This is a genomic window from Streptomyces sp. NPDC005925 (assembly GCF_040638805.1).
Lineage (GTDB): Bacteria > Actinomycetota > Actinomycetes > Streptomycetales > Streptomycetaceae > Streptomyces.
On the sequence record NZ_JBEXVL010000004.1, the window covers coordinates 185,022 to 204,845 of the forward strand.

Sequence of the window (19,824 nt, forward strand, 5' to 3'; positions counted from 1 at the left end):
GCGGTACGCCCCAGCACCCCAGGGGGCCCAGGAACCCCAGGAACCCCAGGGGCGACGAAAGAACCGCAGAGGGCCCAAGACCCTCAGTGCGCACGCGATCCCCGGTACGCCCATGATCCTCACCGTCACCCCGAACCCGTCCCTCGACCGCACCTACGACGTGCCCTCGCTCGACCGCGGCGAGGTCGTCCGCGCCACCGGCGAGCGCGTGGACCCGGGCGGCAAGGGCGTCAACGTCTCGCGGGCCGTCGCCGCCGCCGGCCGGCGCACGGTCGCGGTGCTGCCCCTGGGCGGTGCGCCCGGCGCGCTCGTCGCCGGCCTGCTCGACGCGCAGGGCATCGAGGTCGCTCCCGTGCCGATCGCCGGGGCCACCCGCTCCAACATCGCGCTCGCGGAGGCGGACGGGGTCCTCACGAAGATCAACGCGCCCGGTCCCGAACTGTCCGCCGCCGAGCGGGAACTGCTGCTGGAGACCGTGCGGCGACAGTCCCGAGACGCCACCTGGATCGCCTGCTGCGGCAGCCTCCCGCGCGGCCTCGCCCCCTCCTGGTACGCCGCGCTGGTCGCCCGCGCCCACACCGCCGGTGCCCGCATCGCCCTCGACACCTCCGGGCCCGCGCTGCTCCGGGCGTTGCGCGAGCGGCCCGACGTGGTGAAACCCAACGCCGGGGAACTCGCCCTGGCCGTCGGACGCCCCCTGTCGACCGTCGGCGACGCCGTGCGGGCCGCCGAGGAACTCCGGGAACGGGGCGCCCGTACCGTGCTGGCCAGCCTCGGCGTCGACGGCCAACTGCTCGTGGACGACGCCGGTGCCTGGTTCGGGCACGCCCGCGTGACCGCCGTACGCAGCAACGTCGGAGCGGGCGACTCCTCCCTCGCCGGTTTCCTGATCGGCGGCGGCACCGGACCCGAGGCGCTCGCGTCGGCCGTGGCCCACGGCGCGGCGGCCGTCGGTCTGCCCGGCAGCGAGATGCCGTCCCCGGCCGACCTCGACCCGGCGGCGGTGACGGTCACGAGAGACGTACCGGTGAACCGCGCGCTGAAGGAGCCGGTGCCATGACCCCCCGCCCGGTCACCCGGACCTCCAGCCCTCCGGCGTACCCCCGCATCCCTCGAACCCGCGCACCTCCACGCGCCCCCGCGCACCCGACAGTCCCGCCCTTCTCTTCTCCTCCCCCCCCCACCGCCCACGGTTCTCGCCGGGCGATACGCGAGTGAAGGAGCCCGCGATGAGCGACATGATCACCGCGCGACTGGTCGACCTCGACCTGTCCGCCGACACCAAGGAAGCCGCGGCCCGCGCGCTCGCCGCACGCATGGCGGCCCAGGGCCGGGTGACCGACCTCGACGGCTTTCTCGCCGACGTCGCCGCCCGCGAGGCGCAGATGCCGACCGGGCTCGACGGCGGCATCGGCATCCCGCACTGCCGCAGCACGCATGTGACCGAGCCGACGCTCGCCTTCGGGCGCAGCGCCGCCGGGATCGACTTCGGGGCGGCGGACGGACCCGCCGACCTGATCTTCCTGATCGCCGCACCCGCGGGTGCCGACGACGCCCATCTGACGATCCTGTCGTCACTGGCCCGGCAACTGATGAACGCCGAGTTCACGGCGTCCCTGCGGTCGGTGCGGGACGCGGCCGACGCCGCGCGGCTGATCCGCGGCGACGAGCAACAGGAGACGGCGACAGGCTCCACCGGGCCGACCGGACAACCCCGCGACGCGGCGGGCCCGCCGGGGCCGGCCACTGGCCCGGTTCGGCCGGCCGCTGGTCCGGGGGAGTCGGTCGTTGGCCCGGGTGGGCCGGTCGTTGGCCCGGGTGGGCCGGTCGCGCGCCTGGGGGAGTCGGTCGCGGACACGGTTGGGCCGGCCGCTGGTCCGGGAGAGCCGGTCGTTGGCCCGGGTGGGCCGGTCGCGTGCCTGGGGGAGTCGGTCACGGACACGGTTGGGCCGGCCGCTGGTCCGGGGGAGTCGGTCGTTGGCCCGGGTGGGCCGGTCGCGTGCCCGGGGAAGTCATTCGCGGTGCCGGTGGAGTCGGTCGCGGGCCCGGTGGGATCCGCCGCCTCGTCCGCCGACGCACCCGCAGACTCCGTGACGTCACCGGTGGCGGCCTCCGCCGGTGCCGTCACGGACATCCCTGCCACGGACACCCCTGCCACAGGCACCCCCACCGCCTCCGCCACCGCCCCGGGCGCCGCCCCCACCACCGCCGCCCCCGCTCCGGGCGCCGCGTCGGCTACCGGCGACCGCCCGTTCCGCATCGTCGCCGTGACCTCCTGCCCCACCGGCATCGCCCACACCTACATGGCGGCCGAGTCCCTGGAGAACGCGGGCCGCGAGGCCGGCGTCGAGATCGTCGTCGAGACGCAGGGCTCGGCCGGTTTCACCCGGCTCGACCCGGCCGTGATCGCGGCGGCGGACGGCGTGATCCTCGCCCACGACCTCCCCGTACGGGAGAAGCACCGCTTCGCCGGGAAACCGACCGTCGACGTCGGCGTGAAGGCCGGGATCAACCGCCCCGCCGAGCTGATCGCCGACGTACGGGACAGGGCCGCACGCGGCGAGACCACCCCCGGCATCCCCGGCACCCCCGGCACCCCCGGTATCCCGGGAACCCCCGGCAGAGCGCCCACGCCGGCCGGACGCGGCGGCGGCGCGGGCGACGGCTACGGCTCCACGCTGCGCAACTGGCTGATGTCCGGCGTCAGTCACATGGTCCCGTTCGTCGCGGCGGGCGGCCTCCTGATCGCCCTCGGTTTCGCGATCGGCGGTTACGAGATCAACAAGGCGCCGTCGGTGACGGAACACTTCGTGTGGTCGCAGGCCGACAGCTGGGGCGCGCTGCTGTTCCAGATCGGCGGCGTCGCCTTCGCCTTCCTCGTCCCCGTACTCGCCGGCTACGTCGCCTACGGCATGGCGGACCGCCCGGGACTGGTCCCCGGCTTCGTCGGCGGCTCGATCTCCTTCACGATCAACGCGGGCTTCCTGGGAGGCCTCGTGGCCGGTCTGCTCGCCGGTGCCGTGGTGATGGGCATGCAGAGGGTGCGGATACCGGTGGCGCTGCGCGGCATCATGCCCGTGGTGGTGATCCCGCTGATCTCCTCGGCGATCGTCGGTTTCCTGATGTTCGTCGTCATCGGCAAGCCCATCGCCTCCGCCCAGAAGGGCATGACCGACGGGCTGAACGGCCTCACCGGCACCAACGCCCTCCTGCTCGGCGCCCTGCTCGGCCTGATGATGTGCTTCGACCTCGGCGGCCCGGTCAACAAGGTCGCCTACACCTTCGCCACCGCCGGCATCGCCGTCGCCGACCCGAGCGACTCCGCGATGCAGATCATGGCCGCGGTGATGGCGGCCGGCATGGTCCCGCCGCTGGCCATGGCCCTGGCGACGACCGTACGCGGCAGGCTCTTCGACCGGACCGAGCGGGAGAACGGCAAGGCCGCCTGGGTCCTCGGAGCCTCCTTCATCTCCGAGGGCGCCATCCCCTTCGCCGCGGCCGACCCGCTGCGCGTCATCCCCGCGTCCATGGCGGGCGGCGCGGTCACCGGCGCGCTGTCGATGGCCTTCGACGCGACGCTGCGCGCCCCGCACGGCGGCATCTTCGTCGTCCCGCTGATCGGCAACCCGTTCCCGTACCTGATCGCCGTCGCGGCCGGAGTCTGCGTCAGCACCGCGCTGGTCGTCCTGCTCAAGGGCCTTTGCAGGCCACCGCGTCCGGGCGGTCCGGCCCTGGGCACCGGTGAGGGTACGGCGTCCTCTCCGACGGCTCGGAACGAACAGTCGGTGGCGTAAGGGAGGGGCGAGGAAGGGGGAACCGGGACCGGCGCCGGGAAACGGAAGGCAGGGACGAGAGCGGGGAACGGAGAACAGGGGTCAAGCGCGGGGCCGGAGGATCAGGAGACCTGCGCAGCGCGCTGCTCCATGGCGTCCCGCGCAGCGTCCTCGGAGACGTACACCTCGCACATGTGCCGGCCGTCCGGCGTCGCCGTGTGCTCGACCTCCCAGAGCGAGATCTCCATGCCGTCGCGCAGCAGGAACGCGTGCTCGTACAGCGCGAAGCACAGCCCGGCGCGCGCCGCCCGGCGGGGGCGCCCGAAGGCCTGCGAGATCTGGTGAGCCAACGCCGTCGTCAATAACTCGGCCGTGTCCCCGCCCGGCCGGTCCGTGTTCTCCGCGCGCCGCAGCAGCCGGCGGGCGTGGTCCGCGGAACCGTCCGAGACATACGCGTGGCGGGGCGCCGACAGCGGAGCGATCTGCACCAGCACCGGCAGCTCGAAGTCGGGGCTGTCGGGCGGGAGCGGCAGCCGCGCGGTGGCGGACCGCAGCTCCTCGTCGTCCGTGTAGATCTCGTGCTGCGCCTCACCGCCCGGCACCGTGTTGTGGACGAGCTCCCAGAGCGTGAGCACCGAACCGTCCACGAGCAGCCAGGTGTGCCGGTATGTCTCCCGGTGCAGGCCCGCGCTGTGGTGCGCGGAGTGCAACGAGCTGTCGTGGGCCAGCGCGCAGTCGAGCTGCCACAGCAGTTCGTCGGGCAGCTCGAAGGAGTTCAAAGCACGTCCCAGGAGTCGCGCGAGGTGCTCCTCCGGAGACTCCGGCGACTCGGGTGGTTCGTACGCTGCTGTCTCGTACGGAACGCTCAAGGTTTCTCCCGGCGTTGCTACATGTCACCCTGTGGGTGCATACCGTAGCCCCTCGACCGGACATCATGTCCAGTAACTGAGAAAACGTACGCTCGAAAAACGCTTCACACGCGCGAGATGTTCCCGCGACGTCCGGCATACCGTCAAAAAACACTGGTGCCAAGGGGTTTGGCACTCATCCGTGGTGTTCCCGGACGGCGCCCACGCCCGACGCGCCGCTCGCCGCGCGCGGGCCACCGCCCCGCCGGTCACCGCCACTGGTCACGACCTTCGGGTTACGGCCCAGGTCACCGGCGCGCCCGGGTCACTCCCCCCTGTTTCACTGCCCGCCGGTCACCCCCGACTGCTCACCTCCGACTGCTCACCCCCGACTGCTCACCTCGACTGGTCACGGCCGTCGGTCACCGGCGCGCGCGGGCGTCGCGGCGGGGCACTGCCCGCCGGTCACCGCCCCCTGGTTCACGGTCTGGTGGTCACGGCCGCTGGTCACCGTCGTGGGTCGCCGCCCCCCGGTCGCGTCCTGCCGGTCACCGCGCGCCGTAGAGCTCTCCGTACGACGGCCACGTCCCGCCCGGTGTCGCCACCGACTCGGCCGCCCGTACGGCGTTCACGATCGCCCGGGTCACCATGTCCGCGCCCGCCGCGAGAATCGCGTTCAGGGCGAGCAGGTCGCCGGCGTCGAGCGGATGTCGCCCGGTCGCCAGCGTGAACACGGTGTCCCCGTCGTGGAGCAGGTGCACCGGGCGCACCGCGCGGGCGATGCCGTCGTGCGCCGTGCCCGCCAGTTTCTGCGCCTGCGCCTTGGACAGGTCCGCGTCCGTGCCTACCACGGCCAGCGTGGTGTTCAGCGGGGGAGGGCCGTTGTCGGCCGCGACGTCCGCCAGGCGCCGGTTCGCCGCTTCGTGGACCGGACCCTCCGGATACGTCGCCCGGCCCTGGAACAACTCCCCGTACAGCACCCCCGTCTCCGGGTCGGTCACCGACCCCGCCGCGTTGGCCACCACCAGTGCCGCCACCGTGATCCCCGAGTCGAGGACCGTGCTCGCGGTGCCGATTCCTCCCTTCATCTGCCCGACCACCGCACCCGTGCCCGCGCCCACGCATCCCTCCGGCACGGCCGCGCCCGGCGCGCTCGCCGCGGCCGACTCGACCGCGGCCCGCCCCATGGCGGCGTCCGGCCGGGCCCGGAATTCGCCGCCCCGGCCCAGGTCGAAGACGCAGGCCGCCGGCACCACGGGCACCACGTGGGCCGGGCCGGGCCCGACCCACACCCCCCGCCCGCGCTCCTCGAGCCAGGCCATCACGCCGGACGCCGCGTCCAGCCCGTAGGCGCTGCCGCCGGTGAGCACGATCGCCTCGACCTTCTGCACCAGGTTGCGCGGGTCCAGAGCGTCGGTCTCCTTGGTGCCGGGGCCGCCGCCGCGCACGTCCACCGCGGCGACCGCCCCGCCCTCCGGGGCCAGCACGACTGTCGTGCCGGTGAGCCAGCCGTCCCCTGCGCGCGCCGCGTGCCCGACCCGCACCCCGGCCACATCCGTCAATGCGTCAAGTGTCATGATCCCCAGTCTCGTCGAGCCGCCGACAGGGGAGGGGCAGACTGCGCCCGCCCGCCATTACGGCTTCTCGTCCAACCGGTGGTCGCCACGTCAGATGCCTCTCGACTCGCTGTGACGGGCGTCGCGGTCTCCCGGGCCACCGTCAGGGCCGTCGACGTCGTCCCGGCCGCCACCGCCACCGCCACCGCCACCGCCACCGCCACCGCCACCGCCAGCGCCACCGCCGGCGCCGCCACGATGCCGTCGCGAGCACCGCCCGGTCGGCCGACCCCAGAGGTATGGGTCCAGCACAGACAAGAGGGCCGGATGTGTCCCGCGGGAGTCGCCGCTGCCGCCCCGCCGGGGCGCCGGGGCGGAGCCGTACTCTGGAGGCATGAGTACCCTCCCCGGTCCCGAGCCGCGCGTGCCGAAGCCCGCGCTGATCTTCGACGACCCGCTGGACCAGCAGTCGTCGGACGACACCGACCGCGGTTGGGGCGAGCGGAGCGACCGGGACCGCGACGGCGCGGCCGACCTCAAGCGCTTCCTCGACGAGAAGCCGCCCCACCACCTGTAGAGCGCGCGGCACCCGTAGAGGGCGTCCAGCTGTACTGACCCGTGAGGGTCAGGGTCCGGCCCTCGCTGTTCGCGGCGCGCCGCTCACCACAGGGTCACCGCCAGTCGGGCCGTGGCGCTCGCTCCCGCGAGGCGTGCCGCTGTGGAGGGCGGCACCGACAGCACGACCAGCGCCCCGCTCCCGGCCGGGTCGTCGGCCAGGGCCCGCGGCACCTTCGTCACGCGCGCCCCGCGTGCGATCACCCGTGCGGCGCCGCCGTCCGTCGCGTCGTCCCCGGTAGCGATGACGTCGACCCGGTCGCCCGGCCGCAGCAGCCGTACCGTCGCCGCGTCGGCGATCCGCACCGGTGCCGTCATGAAACCGGCCGTGCGGCGCGTACGTACCGGACGATCCGCAGGCGGCGCGGTCGCGCGAGGAGGCGGCACCGGATCGCCGGGGCGGCCGCGGGCCCGCTCGATGCCCCCGGGACCCGCTGCCACCAGAGCGGCCGCCGTGACGGCGAGACCGGCCGCCACCGCCCGCCGCCGGTGCCGTACGAGTCGGCTCGGCCCGAAGCGGTCGCCTCGCACCCGCACCGGAGCGAAGAGCGGCACCTCCCGGGTGGGCGGGGCCTCGGCACCCGGCGCGTACGGAGGGACGGCGGCCGGCGACGGGGACGAGTACCGGGAAGGGCCGAGCTGCGGCTGCTGAGACGGGGACGAGTACCGGGAGGGGCCGGGTTGCGGCTGCTGAGACGGGGACGGGGACGGGACGAAGGACACGGGGACCACCACCAGCGACGAGGCGTTCGGCTATCGGGTCCACCATGGGGCCCCGCGCAGCCGCCCGCCGGAGCCCGTGCGTTACCCACGGGTTGTGGACAACTCGCTCACCCGAACGAGCCGCTCCACCCTTCCCGACCGTCGACCTCCCCGACCGTCCACCCGACCCACCGTCGACCGCCCCGACCGTCCCCCCGCCCCGGCCGCCGCCTTCGGGAGCCGCCCCTCGGAGCCGCCCCACGAAGTCCCCCTACGGCAGCGCGAAGCCCGGTTCCATCCCGCCCAGCGCCGACCTGCACAGGCAGTCCCGTTCGTCCGCCGTCGGCAGCGCCGCCACCGCGTCGAAGAGCACGCCCCGCAGCCGGTCCACGTTCGCGGCGAACACCCGCAGCACCTCGTCGTGCGAGACGCCCTCGCCGGTTTCGGCGCCCGCGTCGAGGTCGGTGACCAGGGTCAGCGAGGTGTAGCAGAGCTCCAGCTCACGGGCGAGCGCGGCCTCCGGATGTCCGGTCATGCCCACCACGGACCAGCCCTGCGCCTGGTGCCACAGCGATTCCGCGCGAGTCGAGAAGCGCGGCCCCTCGACCACGACGAGGGTCCCGCCGTCCACCGCCTCCCAGTCCCGGCCACGCGCCGCCTTCATGGCGGCCGTGCGTCCGGTGGGGCAGTAGGGGTCGGCCAGGGACACGTGCACCACGTTGGGCACCGTGCCGTCGGGCAGCGGCAGCCCGTCGAAGTATGAGTTGGCCCGGGACTTCGTGCGGTCGACCAGCTGGTCCGGCACGAGCAGTGTGCCGGGCCCGTACTCGGGACGCAGCCCGCCCACCGCGCATGGGCCGAGCACCTGCCGTACGCCGACCGACCGCAACGCCCACAGGTTGGCCCGGTAATTGATGCGGTGCGGCGGAAGATGGTGGCCGCGGCCGTGCCGGGGGAGGAAGGCGACCCGCCGGCCGGCGACGTCTCCGAGGAAGAGGGAGTCGCTGGGCCGCCCGTAGGGGGTGTCGACCTGAAGCTCGGTCACGTCGTCGAGGAACGAGTAGAAACCGGAGCCGCCGATCACGCCGATCTCGGCGTTCGCCTTGTTCACCATGCCCCGACCCTAGCCGCGCCGCGCCCCTCCTGCGCCTGGCCATACCCGGCCCTCGGGAACGCCCTCGGAAGCAGCCTTGGGAATGCCCTTGGGAACGCCCTCGGGAACGTCTACGGAAGCGCTCTCGGAAACGCCCTTGAGAACACCGTCGGGAACGCCCCTATGAACGTCCTCGGAAGTGCCCCAGGAAGGCCTTCGGAAACGTCCTCACAGGAACACCTTCGGAAGACGCTCCGCGATGCCGCGATGCCGCGATGCCGCGATGCCGCGATGCCGCGAAGGCCGCGAAGGCCGCGAAGGCCGGGAACGCCGAGGACCCCACCGCCCCATGGCGACAGGGTCCCGTAGAAGATTCCGCGTCCGCGCGAAGCGCCTGCGCGCCCGCCTACGCGGCGGTGCTGCTGCTCGTCGAGCTGCCGGAGCCCGACGACGAGGAGCCCGACCCCGAGGAGCCCGACCCCGAGGAGGACGAGGAGGACGACGACGATGAGGACGCCGGCTTCGACGACGACGACGCCGGCGTGCTGCTCGACGAGGAGCCGCGGCTGTCGTTGCGGTAGAAACCGGAACCCTTGAAGACGATGCCGACCGCCGAGAACACCTTCTTCAGGCGGCCCTGGCAGTTCGGGCACTCGGTCAGGGCGTCGTCGGTGAACTTCTGCACCGCCTCGAGGCCCTCGCCGCACTCGGTGCACTGGTACTGGTAGGTCGGCACTGTCTTCCTCCTGGCACTCTCACTCGATGAGTGCTAACGACGCTCCATAGTGACGTATTCCGGCCGCTCAGTCCACTGCCACCGGTACGCGGTGACCCACGCCACGTGCGACCGTGCGCCCGGGGGAGCGTGCCACCAAGTGGGCGCGCAGCGCCAGCAGGGTGCACAGGGCGAGCAGGGTGCCGGCCGCCGGCACGAGGAAACCGGCACCGTTCCCGTAGTGGTCCTCGAGTTGTCCGGCGAGCGTGACGGCCGCCGCCTGCCCGAGTGCCACGGCGCCCGTGAGCCAGGTGAACGCCTCCGTGCGCGCCCCGGCCGGGACGAGGCCTTCGACCAGGGTGTAGCCCGTGATCAGGGCGGGTGCGACGCACATGCCGACCAGCAGGCCGAGCCCGGCGAGGAGCGGCACCGAGTGGGCGGTCCACAGCCCGGACGCGGCCAGCGCGAGCGCGGTGTAACCGAGGACGAGGCGCCGGTGCGGGGCGGTCTTCCAGGCGATGGCACCGCAGGCGATGCCGGAGAGCATGTTGCCCGCGGCGAAGACGCCGTACAGGACGCCGGTCAGGCCGGGCTCGCCGATCGATTCGCTGAACGCGGCCAGCGAGACCTGCATGCCGCCGAACACGGACCCGATGCCGAGGAACGTCACGATCAGCACGCGCACGCCGGGCACCCGCAGTGCGGAGCCGTGCCGCACGGGTGCCTGCCCGCGGGCGGCGACCGACGGCTGGGTGGTCCTCTGGGCGGCGAACAGCAGACCGCCGACGAGGCTCAGCGCGGCCTCGGTGACCAGACCGGCCGCGGGGTGGACGGCCGTGCACAGGGCGGTGGCCAGCAGCGGTCCGACGACGAAGGTCAGCTCGTCCGTCACGGACTCGAAGGCCGCCGCCGTCGTCATCAGGGGGGAGTCCTTCAGGGTGACGCCCCACCGGGCGCGGACCATGGGGCCGACCTGCGGCACGGAGGCGCCGGTCGGGACGGCCGCCGCGAACAGCGCCCACAGGGGCGCGTCCGCGAGGGCGAGAGCGGTGAGCGCCAGGACCGACAGGGCGTGCAGGAGGACGCCGGGGAGCAGTACGGCGCGCTGTCCGTGGCGGTCGGCGAGGCGGCCGGTGAGGGGTGCGAACAGTGCCATGGCGACGCCGGTGACGGCCGCGGCACCGCCGGCCACGCCGTACGAGCCGGTGGTGTGCCGCAGGAGCAGCACGATGGAGATGGTGAGCATCGCGAACGGCTGGCGTGCGGCGAAGCCGGGGAGCAGGAACGTCCAGGCGCCGCGGGTGCGCAGCAGCGGGAGGTATCCCGGGCGGGAGGCGGACGCGGAATGGTCCGACGAGGTGACCGTGGTTGCCACGGCCCGTGCCTTTCTGCCGCCTGGTAGCGCGGCCCCGTCGGGCGGGGCGGCGCCGAGAGCTGTCCTTCTGCGCGGAACTGCGGTGGATACCAGGGCCCGCTTCAGGGGGCGTACCGGCCGCCATACGGTCGCGCCAGCTCTGCGTCAGGCAGAGTTGGTCGATCTTGGGTGACGCTTTCATCGTACAGGTACCGGTCGGTGCGGCCGCTGTGAGAACGGCCACGATCAGGGGCCCCGCCTGCGGTGATGCGGGGCGGCGGCGGACGACGGTGGCCGTAACGGTGGCCGTGGCCGTGGCCGTGCCGGGGGTTTCAGCGGCGCGCGGCGCCGTTCGTGCCGAGCCAGCCGGCCAGCTTGCCGCCGTGGCTGATCGCGCGCAGGCGGCGCTCGGCGGTGTCCCGCACGGCGTCGGTGGCGACCACCAGCAGTTCGTCGCCGCGCTCCAGCACGGTCGCCGGCAGCGGCACGAACGATTCACCGTCGCGCACCACGAGGGTGACGGCGGCGCCGGGCGGCAGCCGCAGCTCGGCCACCTCGACGCCGTGCATGCGTGAATCCCGCGGGATCGAGAACGACAGCAGATGTCCGCGCAGCCGCTCCAGCGGCGCCGACTCGATGCCGAGGTCGGCGGCGGTGTCCGCGTCCTCGCCCAGGCGCAGTTTGCGGGCCAGCCACGGCAGCGTCGGACCCTGGACCAGGGTGTAGACGACGACCAGCACGAACACGAGGTTGAAGATCCGGCGGCTGCCCTCGACGCCCTCGACCATGGGGATGGTCGCCAGAATGATGGGTACGGCGCCGCGCAGGCCCGCCCAGGACAGCAGCGCCTGCTGCTGCCAGGGCACCCGGAACGGCAGGAGTCCGAGGACGATGCTGAGTGGCCGCGCGATCATGGTCAGCACCAGGCCGATGACGATGGCGGGCAGGATGTCGTCGCCCAGTTCCCGTGGGCTGACGAGCAGGCCGAGCAGGACGAACATGCCGATCTGCGCGATCCAGCCGAGCCCTTCGGCGAAGCCGCGGGTGGCGGGCCAGTGCGCCAGGTTCGCGTTGCCCATGACTATCGCGGCGAGGTAGACGGCCAGGAAGCCGCTGCCGTGCACGGTGGCGCCCGCCGCGTACGCCCCGACGGCGATGGAGAGGACGGCGATCGGGTAGAGGCCGGAGGCGGGAAGGGCCACGTGCCGCAGCCCCCAGGCGCCGAGCCAGCCGACCGCGAGGCCGATCGCCGCGCCGATGGCCAGCTCCAGGAGGATCTCGCCGATCAGTAGGTACCAGTGCTCCACGGGGCCGGGCCTGGAGAAGGCGACGACCAGGATGACCACGGGAGCGTCGTTGAAGCCCGACTCGGCCTCCAGCGTGCCCCGCACCCGCGCGGGGAGAGGCACTTTGCGCAGCACGGAGAAGACGGCCGCGGCGTCCGTGGAGGACACCACCGCCCCGATGATGAGCGCCTGCCGCCATTCGAGACCGACCAGGTAGTGCGCGCCCGCCGCCGTGACCCCGACGCTCACGGCGACGCCCACCAGTGCCAGCGCGGAGGCCGCGGGCAGCACCGGCTTGATCTCGGACCACTTCGTGCCGAGTCCGCCCTCCGCCAGGATCACGACCAGGGCCGCGTACCCGATGACCTGGGTGACCTGTTCGGCGTTGGCGAAGTGGACGTCGGCGATGCCGTCCTTGCCCATGGCGATGCCGATCGCCAGGTAGATGAGCAGGCTGGGGAGCCCGCTGCGCGAGGAGACACGGACCGCCGCCACGGCGACGAGCAGCACGAGCGAGCAGACGAGCAGGAGCTGGTTGAGGTCGTGGACAGTCAGCGGCCGTTCCTTCCCCTGGCTCCGCGCGAGAGCGCGTGAGCACGTACATCTGGCGGCGTGGACGCACGCGTGAACACGTACGACGCACACGGAACCGCGGCGGACCGCGGCCCAACTACTTCGTTACCTTACCTAACTCTTGACGTTTTCTTGACGCTCTTGGGCGACAAAGGCGAACGTTCGTCCGCACCCGTTGCCGACTCCGCGTCAAGGGCCGGTGGGCCCTGCGCCTATCGTTGCTCCAGCGTTCAGTTAAAAGCACAGCCCGACCTGCCGCTCGCGTTAGGACAGCAAGGACAGCGATGCCCCCGAACACCACCGCCTCCACGGGTCAGCAGCCCGGCAAGTCCGGCAGGAAGAAGGGGCGCAGAGCCCGCCTGTTCGTGCTCGTTCTGGTGCTGGCGATCGTGGGCGGCGTCGCCTACGGCGCGTACTGGTCCATCAGCACGGTCCGCGCCTCCTTCCCGCAGACCAAGGGCTCGGCCACCCTGGACGGCCTGTCGGGCCCCGTGGACGTCAAACGCGACGACCACGGCATCCCGCAGATCTACGCCTCCTCCGACGCCGACCTGTTCATGGCGCAGGGGTACGTCCAGGCGCAGGACCGGTTCTACGAGATGGACGTACGCCGCCACATGACGGCGGGCCGCCTGTCCGAGATGTTCGGCAAGGACCAGGTCAGGATCGACGAGTTCCTGCGCACCCTGGGCTGGCACCGCGTCGCGCAGCGGGAGTACGACACCAAGCTGTCGGCCGCCACCAAGAAGTACCTCCGGGCGTATGCCGCCGGAGTCAACGCGTACCTGGCCGGCAAGGACGGCAAGGACATCTCCCTGGAGTACGCGGCGCTCGCCTTCACCCACGACTACACGCCGCAGAAGTGGACCCCGGTCGACTCGCTCGCCTGGCTGAAGGCGATGGCCTGGGACCTGCGCGGCAACATGCAGGACGAGATCGACCGCGCCCTGATGACCAGCCGCCTCGACCCGAAGCAGATCGCCGACCTGTACCCGCGGTACCCGTACAGCCGTAACAAGGCGATCGTGCAGGAGGGCCAGTACGACGAGCTGACCCGGACCTTCCGGCAGGGAGGCGGCACGGGCACGGGCACGGGCACGCAGGCGGGCGGCACCGCGACCGGTGGCGCCACCGCGACGGGCACCGCGCAGGGCGGCACCGCGACGGGCACCTCCGCCGACGCGGCGGCGGGCCTGGAGAGCCAGCTCGGCGGCCTGTACGAGATCCTGGACGACCTCCCGACCGCCGTCGGCGTCAACGGCAACGGCATCGGCTCCAACGCCTGGGTCGTCTCCGGCGCGCACACCATCACCGGCAAGCCGCTGCTCGCCAACGACCCGCACCTGTCGGCCTCGCTGCCGTCCGTCTGGTACCAGATGGGCCTGCACTGCCGCAGCGTGTCCGCCACGTGCCAGTACGACGTCGCCGGCTACACCTTCGCGGGCATGCCCGGCGTGATAATCGGTCACAACGGCGACATCGCCTGGGGCATGACCAACTCCGGCGTCGACGTCACCGACCTCTACCTGGAGAAGATCACCGGCGAGGGCTACCTCTACGACGGCAAGATCCGCCCCTTCACCACGCGCGAGGAGACCATCGAGGTCGCCGGCGGCGGCCACGAGAAGATCGTCGTCCGCGAGACCAACAACGGGCCCCTGCTCTCCGACCGCGACAACGAGCTCGTCGGGGTCGGCAAGCGGGCCACCGTCGACACCGCCGCGCCCGACCGCGGCGACGGCTACGGCGTCTCCCTGCGCTGGACCGCGCTGGACCCAGGCACCACCATGGACGCCGTCTTCGCGATGGACCGGGCCCGCGGCTGGAGCGACTTCCGCAAGGCCGCCACCCTGTTCGACGTGCCGTCGCAGAACCTCGTCTACGCCGACACCGCGAACCACATCGGCTACACCCTGCCGGGCCGCATCCCGGTGCGCGCCGACGGCCACGACGGCTCGATCCCGGCGCCCGGCTGGGACGCCGACTACCGCTGGACCGGCAGGTACGTCGCGCAGGACGAGCTGCCCTACGAGTACGACCCGAAGCGCGGCTACATCGTCACCGCCAACCAGGCCGTCGTCGGCAAGGACTACCCGCACACGCTGACCACGGACTGGGGCTACGGCACCCGCAGCCAGCGGATCACCGACCTGATCCAGGCCAAGACCAAGGACGGCGGCAAGATCTCCACCGACGACATGCGGCAGATGCAGATGGACAACAGCAGCGAGATCGCCAAGCTGCTGGTGCCCCAGATGCTGAAGATCGACGTCGGCGACCCGGACGTCCGCGAGGCGCAGAAGCTGCTGGAGGGCTGGGACTACACCCAGGACGCCGACTCCGCTGCCGCCGCCTACTTCAACGCGGTGTGGCGCAACGTCCTCAAGCACGCCTTCGGCAACAAGCTGCCCAAGGAACTGCGGGTCAGGAGCCAGTGCCTGTGGGTGGAACCGGTCAACACGACCGGCCCCGCCGAGGAGGCCGACAAGGTCCGCGAGTGCGGCCGGCGCGACGCCGAGCAGGCCCAGCCGGACGGCGGCGACCGCTGGTTCGAGGTCGTGCGCTCCCTGATGGACAAGCCGAAGGGCCGCTGGTGGACGACGCCCGACTCCGGCACCCGTGACGGCGCCGACCACAACCGGGACGACCTGTTCAAGCGCGCCATGGTCGACGCCCGCTGGGAGCTGACCGCCAAGCTCGGCAAGGACATCGAATCCTGGAGCTGGGGCCGGCTGCACCGCCTGTTCCTGAAGAACCAGACCCTGGGCACCGAGGGCCCCGGCTTCGTCCAGTACATCCTCAACCGCGGCCCGTGGAAGCTCAGCGGCGGCGAGGCGGCGGTCAACGCGACGGGCTGGAACGCCGCGGGCGGCTACGGCGTCGTGTGGGTGCCGTCGATGCGGATGGTGGTCAACCTCGGCGACCTCGACAAGTCGCGCTGGATCAACCTCACCGGCGCCTCCGGGCACGTCTACAGCGCCCACTACACCGACCAGACCGGCAAATGGGTCAAGGGCGACCTGCTGACCTGGTCCTTCTCCGACAAGGCGGTCGAGGCGGGCACGAGCGACACGCTGCTGCTCAAGCCGTAAGCGTCGACCCCGCCCTGACGGAAACGGCCTCCGCGCACGCGCGGAGGCCGTTTCCGCGTTCACGCGCGAGGCGGCCGTGGCCCCCCATCCCGCCGTCAGCCGAAGCGCCGCACCCCCGACGGCGTCACCACCGCGTGCACCGGCCGGTCGTGCGGCTCCGCCGGGATCCGCTCGACGACCTCGCCGTCGTACAGCAGCACCACCAGCGCCGGATCGGCCCGGGCGTGCTCCAGCCGGGCGAGCACCCGGTCGTAGGAGCCGCCGCCGCGCCCCAGCCGCATGCCGCGCGCGTCGACCGCCAGGCCCGGCAGCAGCACGACGTCCGCGCCGGTCACCGCGTCCGGGCCGAGTCGCTCCCCGGCGGGCTCTCGGAGGGTCATGCGCCCGCCGCGCCGCACACGCGCGAGGGCGGCCCGCGTCGCGTACTCGCCCCAGTCCAGGTCGTTGTCGGGCAGCAGCACCGGCAGCAGGACGCGGACGCCCCGCGCGCGCAGGGCGTCCAGCAGCGCGAGCGTGCCGGGTTCGCTCCCCACGGAGACGTACGCCGCCACGGTGCCCGCCCCGGCCAACTCGGGCAGCGCGAGCGCCCGCCCGGCCAGCGCCGCCGCCGATTCCCGCACGTCATCGGCCGTCAACCTGCTCCTCACCGTGAGGAACTCGCGCCGCAACGTTCGCTTGTCAGGCTCGGCCGTGCGACCGCCGTGGCTCATGGACAACCCCCGTACCATCTCTTTTGTGCTCATATGAGAGATAAATAACCGGACCTACAGATTCCACGCAAAGTCACCGGTTAAGGTGGCGGACATGACTCAGTCGCACCCCAGGATCAGCAAGGCTGTCATCCCCGCAGCGGGCCTCGGCACCCGGTTCCTGCCGGCCACCAAGGCCACTCCCAAGGAGATGCTGCCGGTCGTGGACAAGCCGGCGATCCAGTACGTGGTCGAGGAGGCGGTCGCCGCGGGTCTCGACGACGTCCTCATGGTGACGGGCCGCAACAAGCGCCCCCTGGAGGACCACTTCGACCGCAACTACGAACTCGAGTCGGCCCTGGCCAGCAAGGGCGACGCCGACCGCCTCGCCAAGGTCCAGGAGTCCAGCGACCTGGCCACGATGCACTATGTCCGCCAGGGCGACCCCAGGGGCCTGGGCCACGCCGTCCTGTGCGCCGCCCCGCACGTCGGCGACGAACCCTTCGCGGTCCTCCTCGGCGACGACCTGATCGACCCCCGCGACCCGCTGCTGGCACGCATGGTCGAGGTCCAGGAGCAGCGCGGCGGCAGCGTCGTCGCCCTCATGGAGGTCGCCCCCGAGCAGATCCACCTCTACGGCTGCGCCGCCGTCGAGGCCACCGAGGACGGCGACGTCGTCAAGGTCAGCGGCCTGGTCGAGAAGCCCGACGCGGCCGACGCCCCCTCCCGCTACGCCGTCATCGGCCGCTACGTCCTCGACCCGCACGTCTTCGGCATACTGCGCAAGACCGAGCCCGGCCGCGGCGGCGAGATCCAGCTCACCGACGCCCTCCAGCAGCTCGCCGTCGACGAGAAGGTCGGCGGCCCGGTGCACGGCGTCGTTTTCGAGGGCCGCCGCTACGACACCGGCGACCGCGGCGACTACCTCCGTGCCATTGTCAGACTCGCGTGCGAACGTGAGGATCTGGGACCGGAGTTCCGGACCTGGCTCCGCGGTTTCGTGGCCGAGGAGATGTAGCACGCTGAGAGTAGACGCAGCCGCCGTGAGAGGAGATGCAGCACGTTGAGCAGCGCCGCGCCCCGTGTCACCGTCGAGGACCCCTTCTGGTCCGTGGACGAGCACCTGGAGGACGTCCTCGCCACCGTCCGCCCTCTCGAACCCCTTGAGCTGCACCTTCTCGACGCCCTCGGCTGCGTCCTCGTCGAGGACATCACGGTGCCGCTCTCCCTGCCGCCGTTCGACAACAGCTCCATGGACGGGTACGCGGTCCGGGTCGCCGATGTCGCGGGCGCCAGCGAGGAGTTCCCGGCCGTCCTCGAGGTGGTCGGGGACGTCGCCGCGGGCCACGCCGACCTGCCGAGCGTCGGCCCCGGCCAGGCCGCCCGCATCATGACCGGCGCCCCGCTGCCGCCCGGCGCGGAGACCGTCGTCCCCGTCGAGTGGACCGACGGCGGCCTCGGCGAGGGCCCCGGCGTGTCCGGCATGCGCGCGAGCAGCCTCGCCCCGGAGGGCGCCACCGGCGAGGTGCACGTGTACCGCCCGGCGGCGGCACGCGCGCACGTGCGCGCCAGGGGCAGCGACGTCAAGGCGGGCGACCGCGCCCTGGACGCCGGCACCGTCCTCGGCCCGCCGCAGATCGGGCTGCTCGCGGCGATCGGCCGCGGCACGGTCCGGGTGCGCCCGCGCCCGCGCGTGGTCGTACTGTCCACCGGCAGCGAGCTCGTCCAGCCCGACGAGAAGCTGCGCAGCGGCCAGATCTACGACTCCAACAGCTTCACCCTCACCGCCGCCGCCCGTGACGCCGGCGCCATCGCTTACCGCGTGGGCGCCGTCACCGACGACGCCGAGACCCTGCGGTCCACCGTCGAGGACCAGTTGGTGCGCGCCGACCTGATGGTCACCACGGGCGGCGTCAGCGTCGGCGCGTACGACGTCGTCAAGGAGGCCCTGTCGTCCTTGGGCGACGAGGAGGACCAGCCCGGCGGCGGCGTGGAGTTCCGCAGACTCGCCATGCAGCCCGGCAAACCCCAGGGCTTCGGCACCGTCGGCCCCGACCACACCCCGCTGCTGGCGCTCCCCGGCAACCCGGTGTCGTCGTACGTGTCGTTCGAGCTGTTCGTCCGCCCCGCGATCCGCAGGCTCATGGGCCTCGCCGACGTCCACCGGCCGCGCACCCGCGCGAAGCTGGCCACGGCCAAGGCGCTCACCTCGCCGAAGGGCCGCCGCCAGTTCCTGCGCGGCAGATACGCCGACGGCACGGTCACCCCGGTCGGCGGCGCGGGTTCCCACCTGGTCGCGGCCCTCGCGCAGGCCGACGCGCTGATCGTCGTCCCCGAGGGCGTCGAGTCGGTGTCGCCGGGTGCCGACGTCGAGGTGGTCCTGCTCGGCTGAGTGCCCCGCCTTGGCGGTACCGTGTCGCGCACAACAGGCCCGCGCGCCGCACCGCCGGGGGCCGAGGACCGGGAGCGCCGCACGCATGAGTACGCAGGACCGACCCCCTCAGGAACAGCCCCCGCGGGACAGGCTGACGCACATCGACGAGGCGGGCGCCGCCCGTATGGTCGACGTGTCCGGCAAGGACGTCACCGCGCGCACCGCCCGCGCCTCCGGCCGCGTCCTGGTCTCGCCCCGCGTGGTGGAACTGCTGCGCGGCGAGGGCGTCCCCAAGGGCGACGCGCTCGCCACGGCGCGCATCGCGGGCATCATGGGCGCCAAACGGACCCCCGACCTGATCCCGCTGTGCCACCCCCTCGCGCTGTCCGGTGTGAAACTGGACCTGTCGGTCGCGGACGACGCCGTGGAGATCCTGGCCACGGTGAGGACCACGGACCGCACGGGCGTCGAGATGGAGGCGCTCACCGCGGTCTCGGTCGCCGCGCTCACCGTGATCGACATGGTGAAGGCGGTCGACAAGGGAGCGGTCATCACGGACGTACGGGTGGAGGAGAAGACGGGCGGCACGTCGGGCGCCTGGAGCCGGTCATGACACAGGACCCGCCGACGGGCCGCGCCCCGTACCGGGCTCTGGTCGTCACGGCGTCCAACCGGGCCGCCGCCGGTGTCTACGAGGACAAGGGCGGCCCGCTGATCGCCGAGGCCCTCGGGCGCTTCGGCCTCGCGGTCGACGGCCCGCGGGTGGTGCCGGACGGTGATCCCGTGGAGGCCGCGCTGCGCGCGGGCGTGGAGGCAGGCTACGACGCGATCGTCACCACCGGCGGCACCGGTGTCTCACCCACCGACCGCACCCCCGAGGCCACGCGCGCGGTGATCGAGCGCGAGGTCCCGGGCATCGCGGAGGCGATCCGGGCGTACGGCCGGGACAAGGTGCCGACGGCGGCGCTGTCCCGGGGCCTGGCGGGAGTGGCCGGCGCCACGCTGATCGTGAATCTGCCCGGCTCCACCGGCGGCGTGAAGGACGGTCTGGCCGTCCTGGAGCCCCTGCTGATCCACGCCGTGGACCAGATCCGCGGCGGCGACCACCCCAGGCCCTTGGGGGGTGCGAGCTGAACAGGCCCTCCTGGCCGGCC

At 72.9% G+C, this 19,824-nt stretch carries 16 protein-coding genes; 8 read left to right on the forward strand and 8 right to left on the reverse strand.

Annotation, left to right across the window (positions count from 1 at the left end):
* Positions 1-112 precede the first annotated feature (112 nt).
* Positions 113-1,060 carry a 1-phosphofructokinase gene (gene pfkB, locus ABZ354_RS07725; protein ID WP_358654035.1) on the forward strand — a complete coding sequence of 316 codons (948 nt, stop codon included), beginning with the start codon at positions 113-115 and terminating at the stop codon, positions 1,058-1,060.
* A gap of 169 nt (positions 1,061-1,229) precedes the next feature.
* On the forward strand, positions 1,230-3,794 hold the full coding sequence (locus ABZ354_RS07730; RefSeq protein ID WP_358654037.1) for a fructose-specific PTS transporter subunit EIIC: 2,565 nt from the start codon (positions 1,230-1,232) through the stop codon (positions 3,792-3,794).
* 101 nt (positions 3,795-3,895) lie between these two features.
* Here ABZ354_RS07730 and ABZ354_RS07735 read toward each other — a convergent pair whose 3' ends face one another.
* Positions 3,896-4,642, reverse strand: a complete 747-nt coding sequence (locus ABZ354_RS07735) for a DUF6227 family protein (protein ID WP_358654039.1) — start codon at positions 4,640-4,642, stop codon at positions 3,896-3,898.
* Positions 4,643-5,169: 527 nt separating this feature from the next.
* Positions 5,170-6,198: a P1 family peptidase gene (locus tag ABZ354_RS07740; RefSeq protein WP_358654041.1), complete on the reverse strand. Its 1,029-nt coding sequence runs from the start codon at positions 6,196-6,198 to the stop codon at positions 5,170-5,172.
* A 373-nt stretch (positions 6,199-6,571) separates the two neighbouring features.
* On the opposite strand from ABZ354_RS07740, the gene ABZ354_RS07745 reads away from it, so the two are divergent.
* On the forward strand, positions 6,572-6,754 hold the full coding sequence (locus ABZ354_RS07745; protein ID WP_358654043.1) for a hypothetical protein: 183 nt from the start codon (positions 6,572-6,574) through the stop codon (positions 6,752-6,754).
* 83 nt (positions 6,755-6,837) lie between these two features.
* Here the strand turns inward: ABZ354_RS07745 and ABZ354_RS07750 are convergent, their stop codons facing one another.
* The 5 genes from ABZ354_RS07750 to ABZ354_RS07770 all read right to left on the reverse strand — a co-directional run bounded on the left by ABZ354_RS07750 (position 6,838) and on the right by ABZ354_RS07770 (position 12,497).
* A complete protein-coding gene (locus tag ABZ354_RS07750) occupies positions 6,838-7,347 on the reverse strand; it encodes an RcpC/CpaB family pilus assembly protein (protein WP_358654045.1) in 510 nt (169 codons plus the stop codon).
* A gap of 418 nt (positions 7,348-7,765) precedes the next feature.
* Positions 7,766-8,608 (reverse strand): S-methyl-5'-thioadenosine phosphorylase, encoded by an 843-nt coding sequence (locus ABZ354_RS07755; RefSeq protein ID WP_358654047.1) that lies wholly within the window; start codon positions 8,606-8,608, stop codon positions 7,766-7,768.
* Between the two features lie 385 nt (positions 8,609-8,993).
* Positions 8,994-9,323 (reverse strand): FmdB family zinc ribbon protein, encoded by a 330-nt coding sequence (locus tag ABZ354_RS07760; protein ID WP_358654049.1) that lies wholly within the window; start codon positions 9,321-9,323, stop codon positions 8,994-8,996.
* 67 nt (positions 9,324-9,390) lie between these two features.
* Positions 9,391-10,677: an MFS transporter gene (locus ABZ354_RS07765; RefSeq protein WP_358654051.1), complete on the reverse strand. Its 1,287-nt coding sequence runs from the start codon at positions 10,675-10,677 to the stop codon at positions 9,391-9,393.
* A 311-nt stretch (positions 10,678-10,988) separates the two neighbouring features.
* Positions 10,989-12,497: a potassium/proton antiporter gene (locus ABZ354_RS07770; protein WP_358654345.1), complete on the reverse strand. Its 1,509-nt coding sequence runs from the start codon at positions 12,495-12,497 to the stop codon at positions 10,989-10,991.
* 302 nt (positions 12,498-12,799) lie between these two features.
* On the opposite strand from ABZ354_RS07770, the gene ABZ354_RS07775 reads away from it, so the two are divergent.
* Positions 12,800-15,607 (forward strand): penicillin acylase family protein, encoded by a 2,808-nt coding sequence (locus ABZ354_RS07775; RefSeq protein WP_358654053.1) that lies wholly within the window; start codon positions 12,800-12,802, stop codon positions 15,605-15,607.
* Positions 15,608-15,702: 95 nt separating this feature from the next.
* Here the strand turns inward: ABZ354_RS07775 and ABZ354_RS07780 are convergent, their stop codons facing one another.
* On the reverse strand, positions 15,703-16,317 hold the full coding sequence (locus ABZ354_RS07780; protein ID WP_358654055.1) for a 5-formyltetrahydrofolate cyclo-ligase: 615 nt from the start codon (positions 16,315-16,317) through the stop codon (positions 15,703-15,705).
* A 94-nt stretch (positions 16,318-16,411) separates the two neighbouring features.
* Here ABZ354_RS07780 and galU point away from each other — a divergent pair, with 94 nt between their 5' ends.
* The 4 genes from galU (at position 16,412) to ABZ354_RS07800 (ending at position 19,804) form a co-directional block, all read left to right on the forward strand.
* A complete protein-coding gene (gene galU, locus ABZ354_RS07785) occupies positions 16,412-17,314 on the forward strand; it encodes a UTP--glucose-1-phosphate uridylyltransferase GalU (RefSeq protein ID WP_358654057.1) in 903 nt (300 codons plus the stop codon).
* A 45-nt stretch (positions 17,315-17,359) separates the two neighbouring features.
* Positions 17,360-18,688 carry a gephyrin-like molybdotransferase Glp gene (gene glp, locus ABZ354_RS07790; RefSeq protein ID WP_358654059.1) on the forward strand — a complete coding sequence of 443 codons (1,329 nt, stop codon included), beginning with the start codon at positions 17,360-17,362 and terminating at the stop codon, positions 18,686-18,688.
* 85 nt (positions 18,689-18,773) lie between these two features.
* Positions 18,774-19,283: a cyclic pyranopterin monophosphate synthase MoaC gene (gene moaC / locus ABZ354_RS07795; protein WP_358654061.1), complete on the forward strand. Its 510-nt coding sequence runs from the start codon at positions 18,774-18,776 to the stop codon at positions 19,281-19,283.
* Positions 19,280-19,804 carry a MogA/MoaB family molybdenum cofactor biosynthesis protein gene (locus ABZ354_RS07800; RefSeq protein ID WP_358654063.1) on the forward strand — a complete coding sequence of 175 codons (525 nt, stop codon included), beginning with the start codon at positions 19,280-19,282 and terminating at the stop codon, positions 19,802-19,804. Before moaC ends, ABZ354_RS07800 begins: the two co-directional genes overlap by 4 nt.
* The last annotated feature ends 20 nt before the right edge of the window (positions 19,805-19,824 follow it).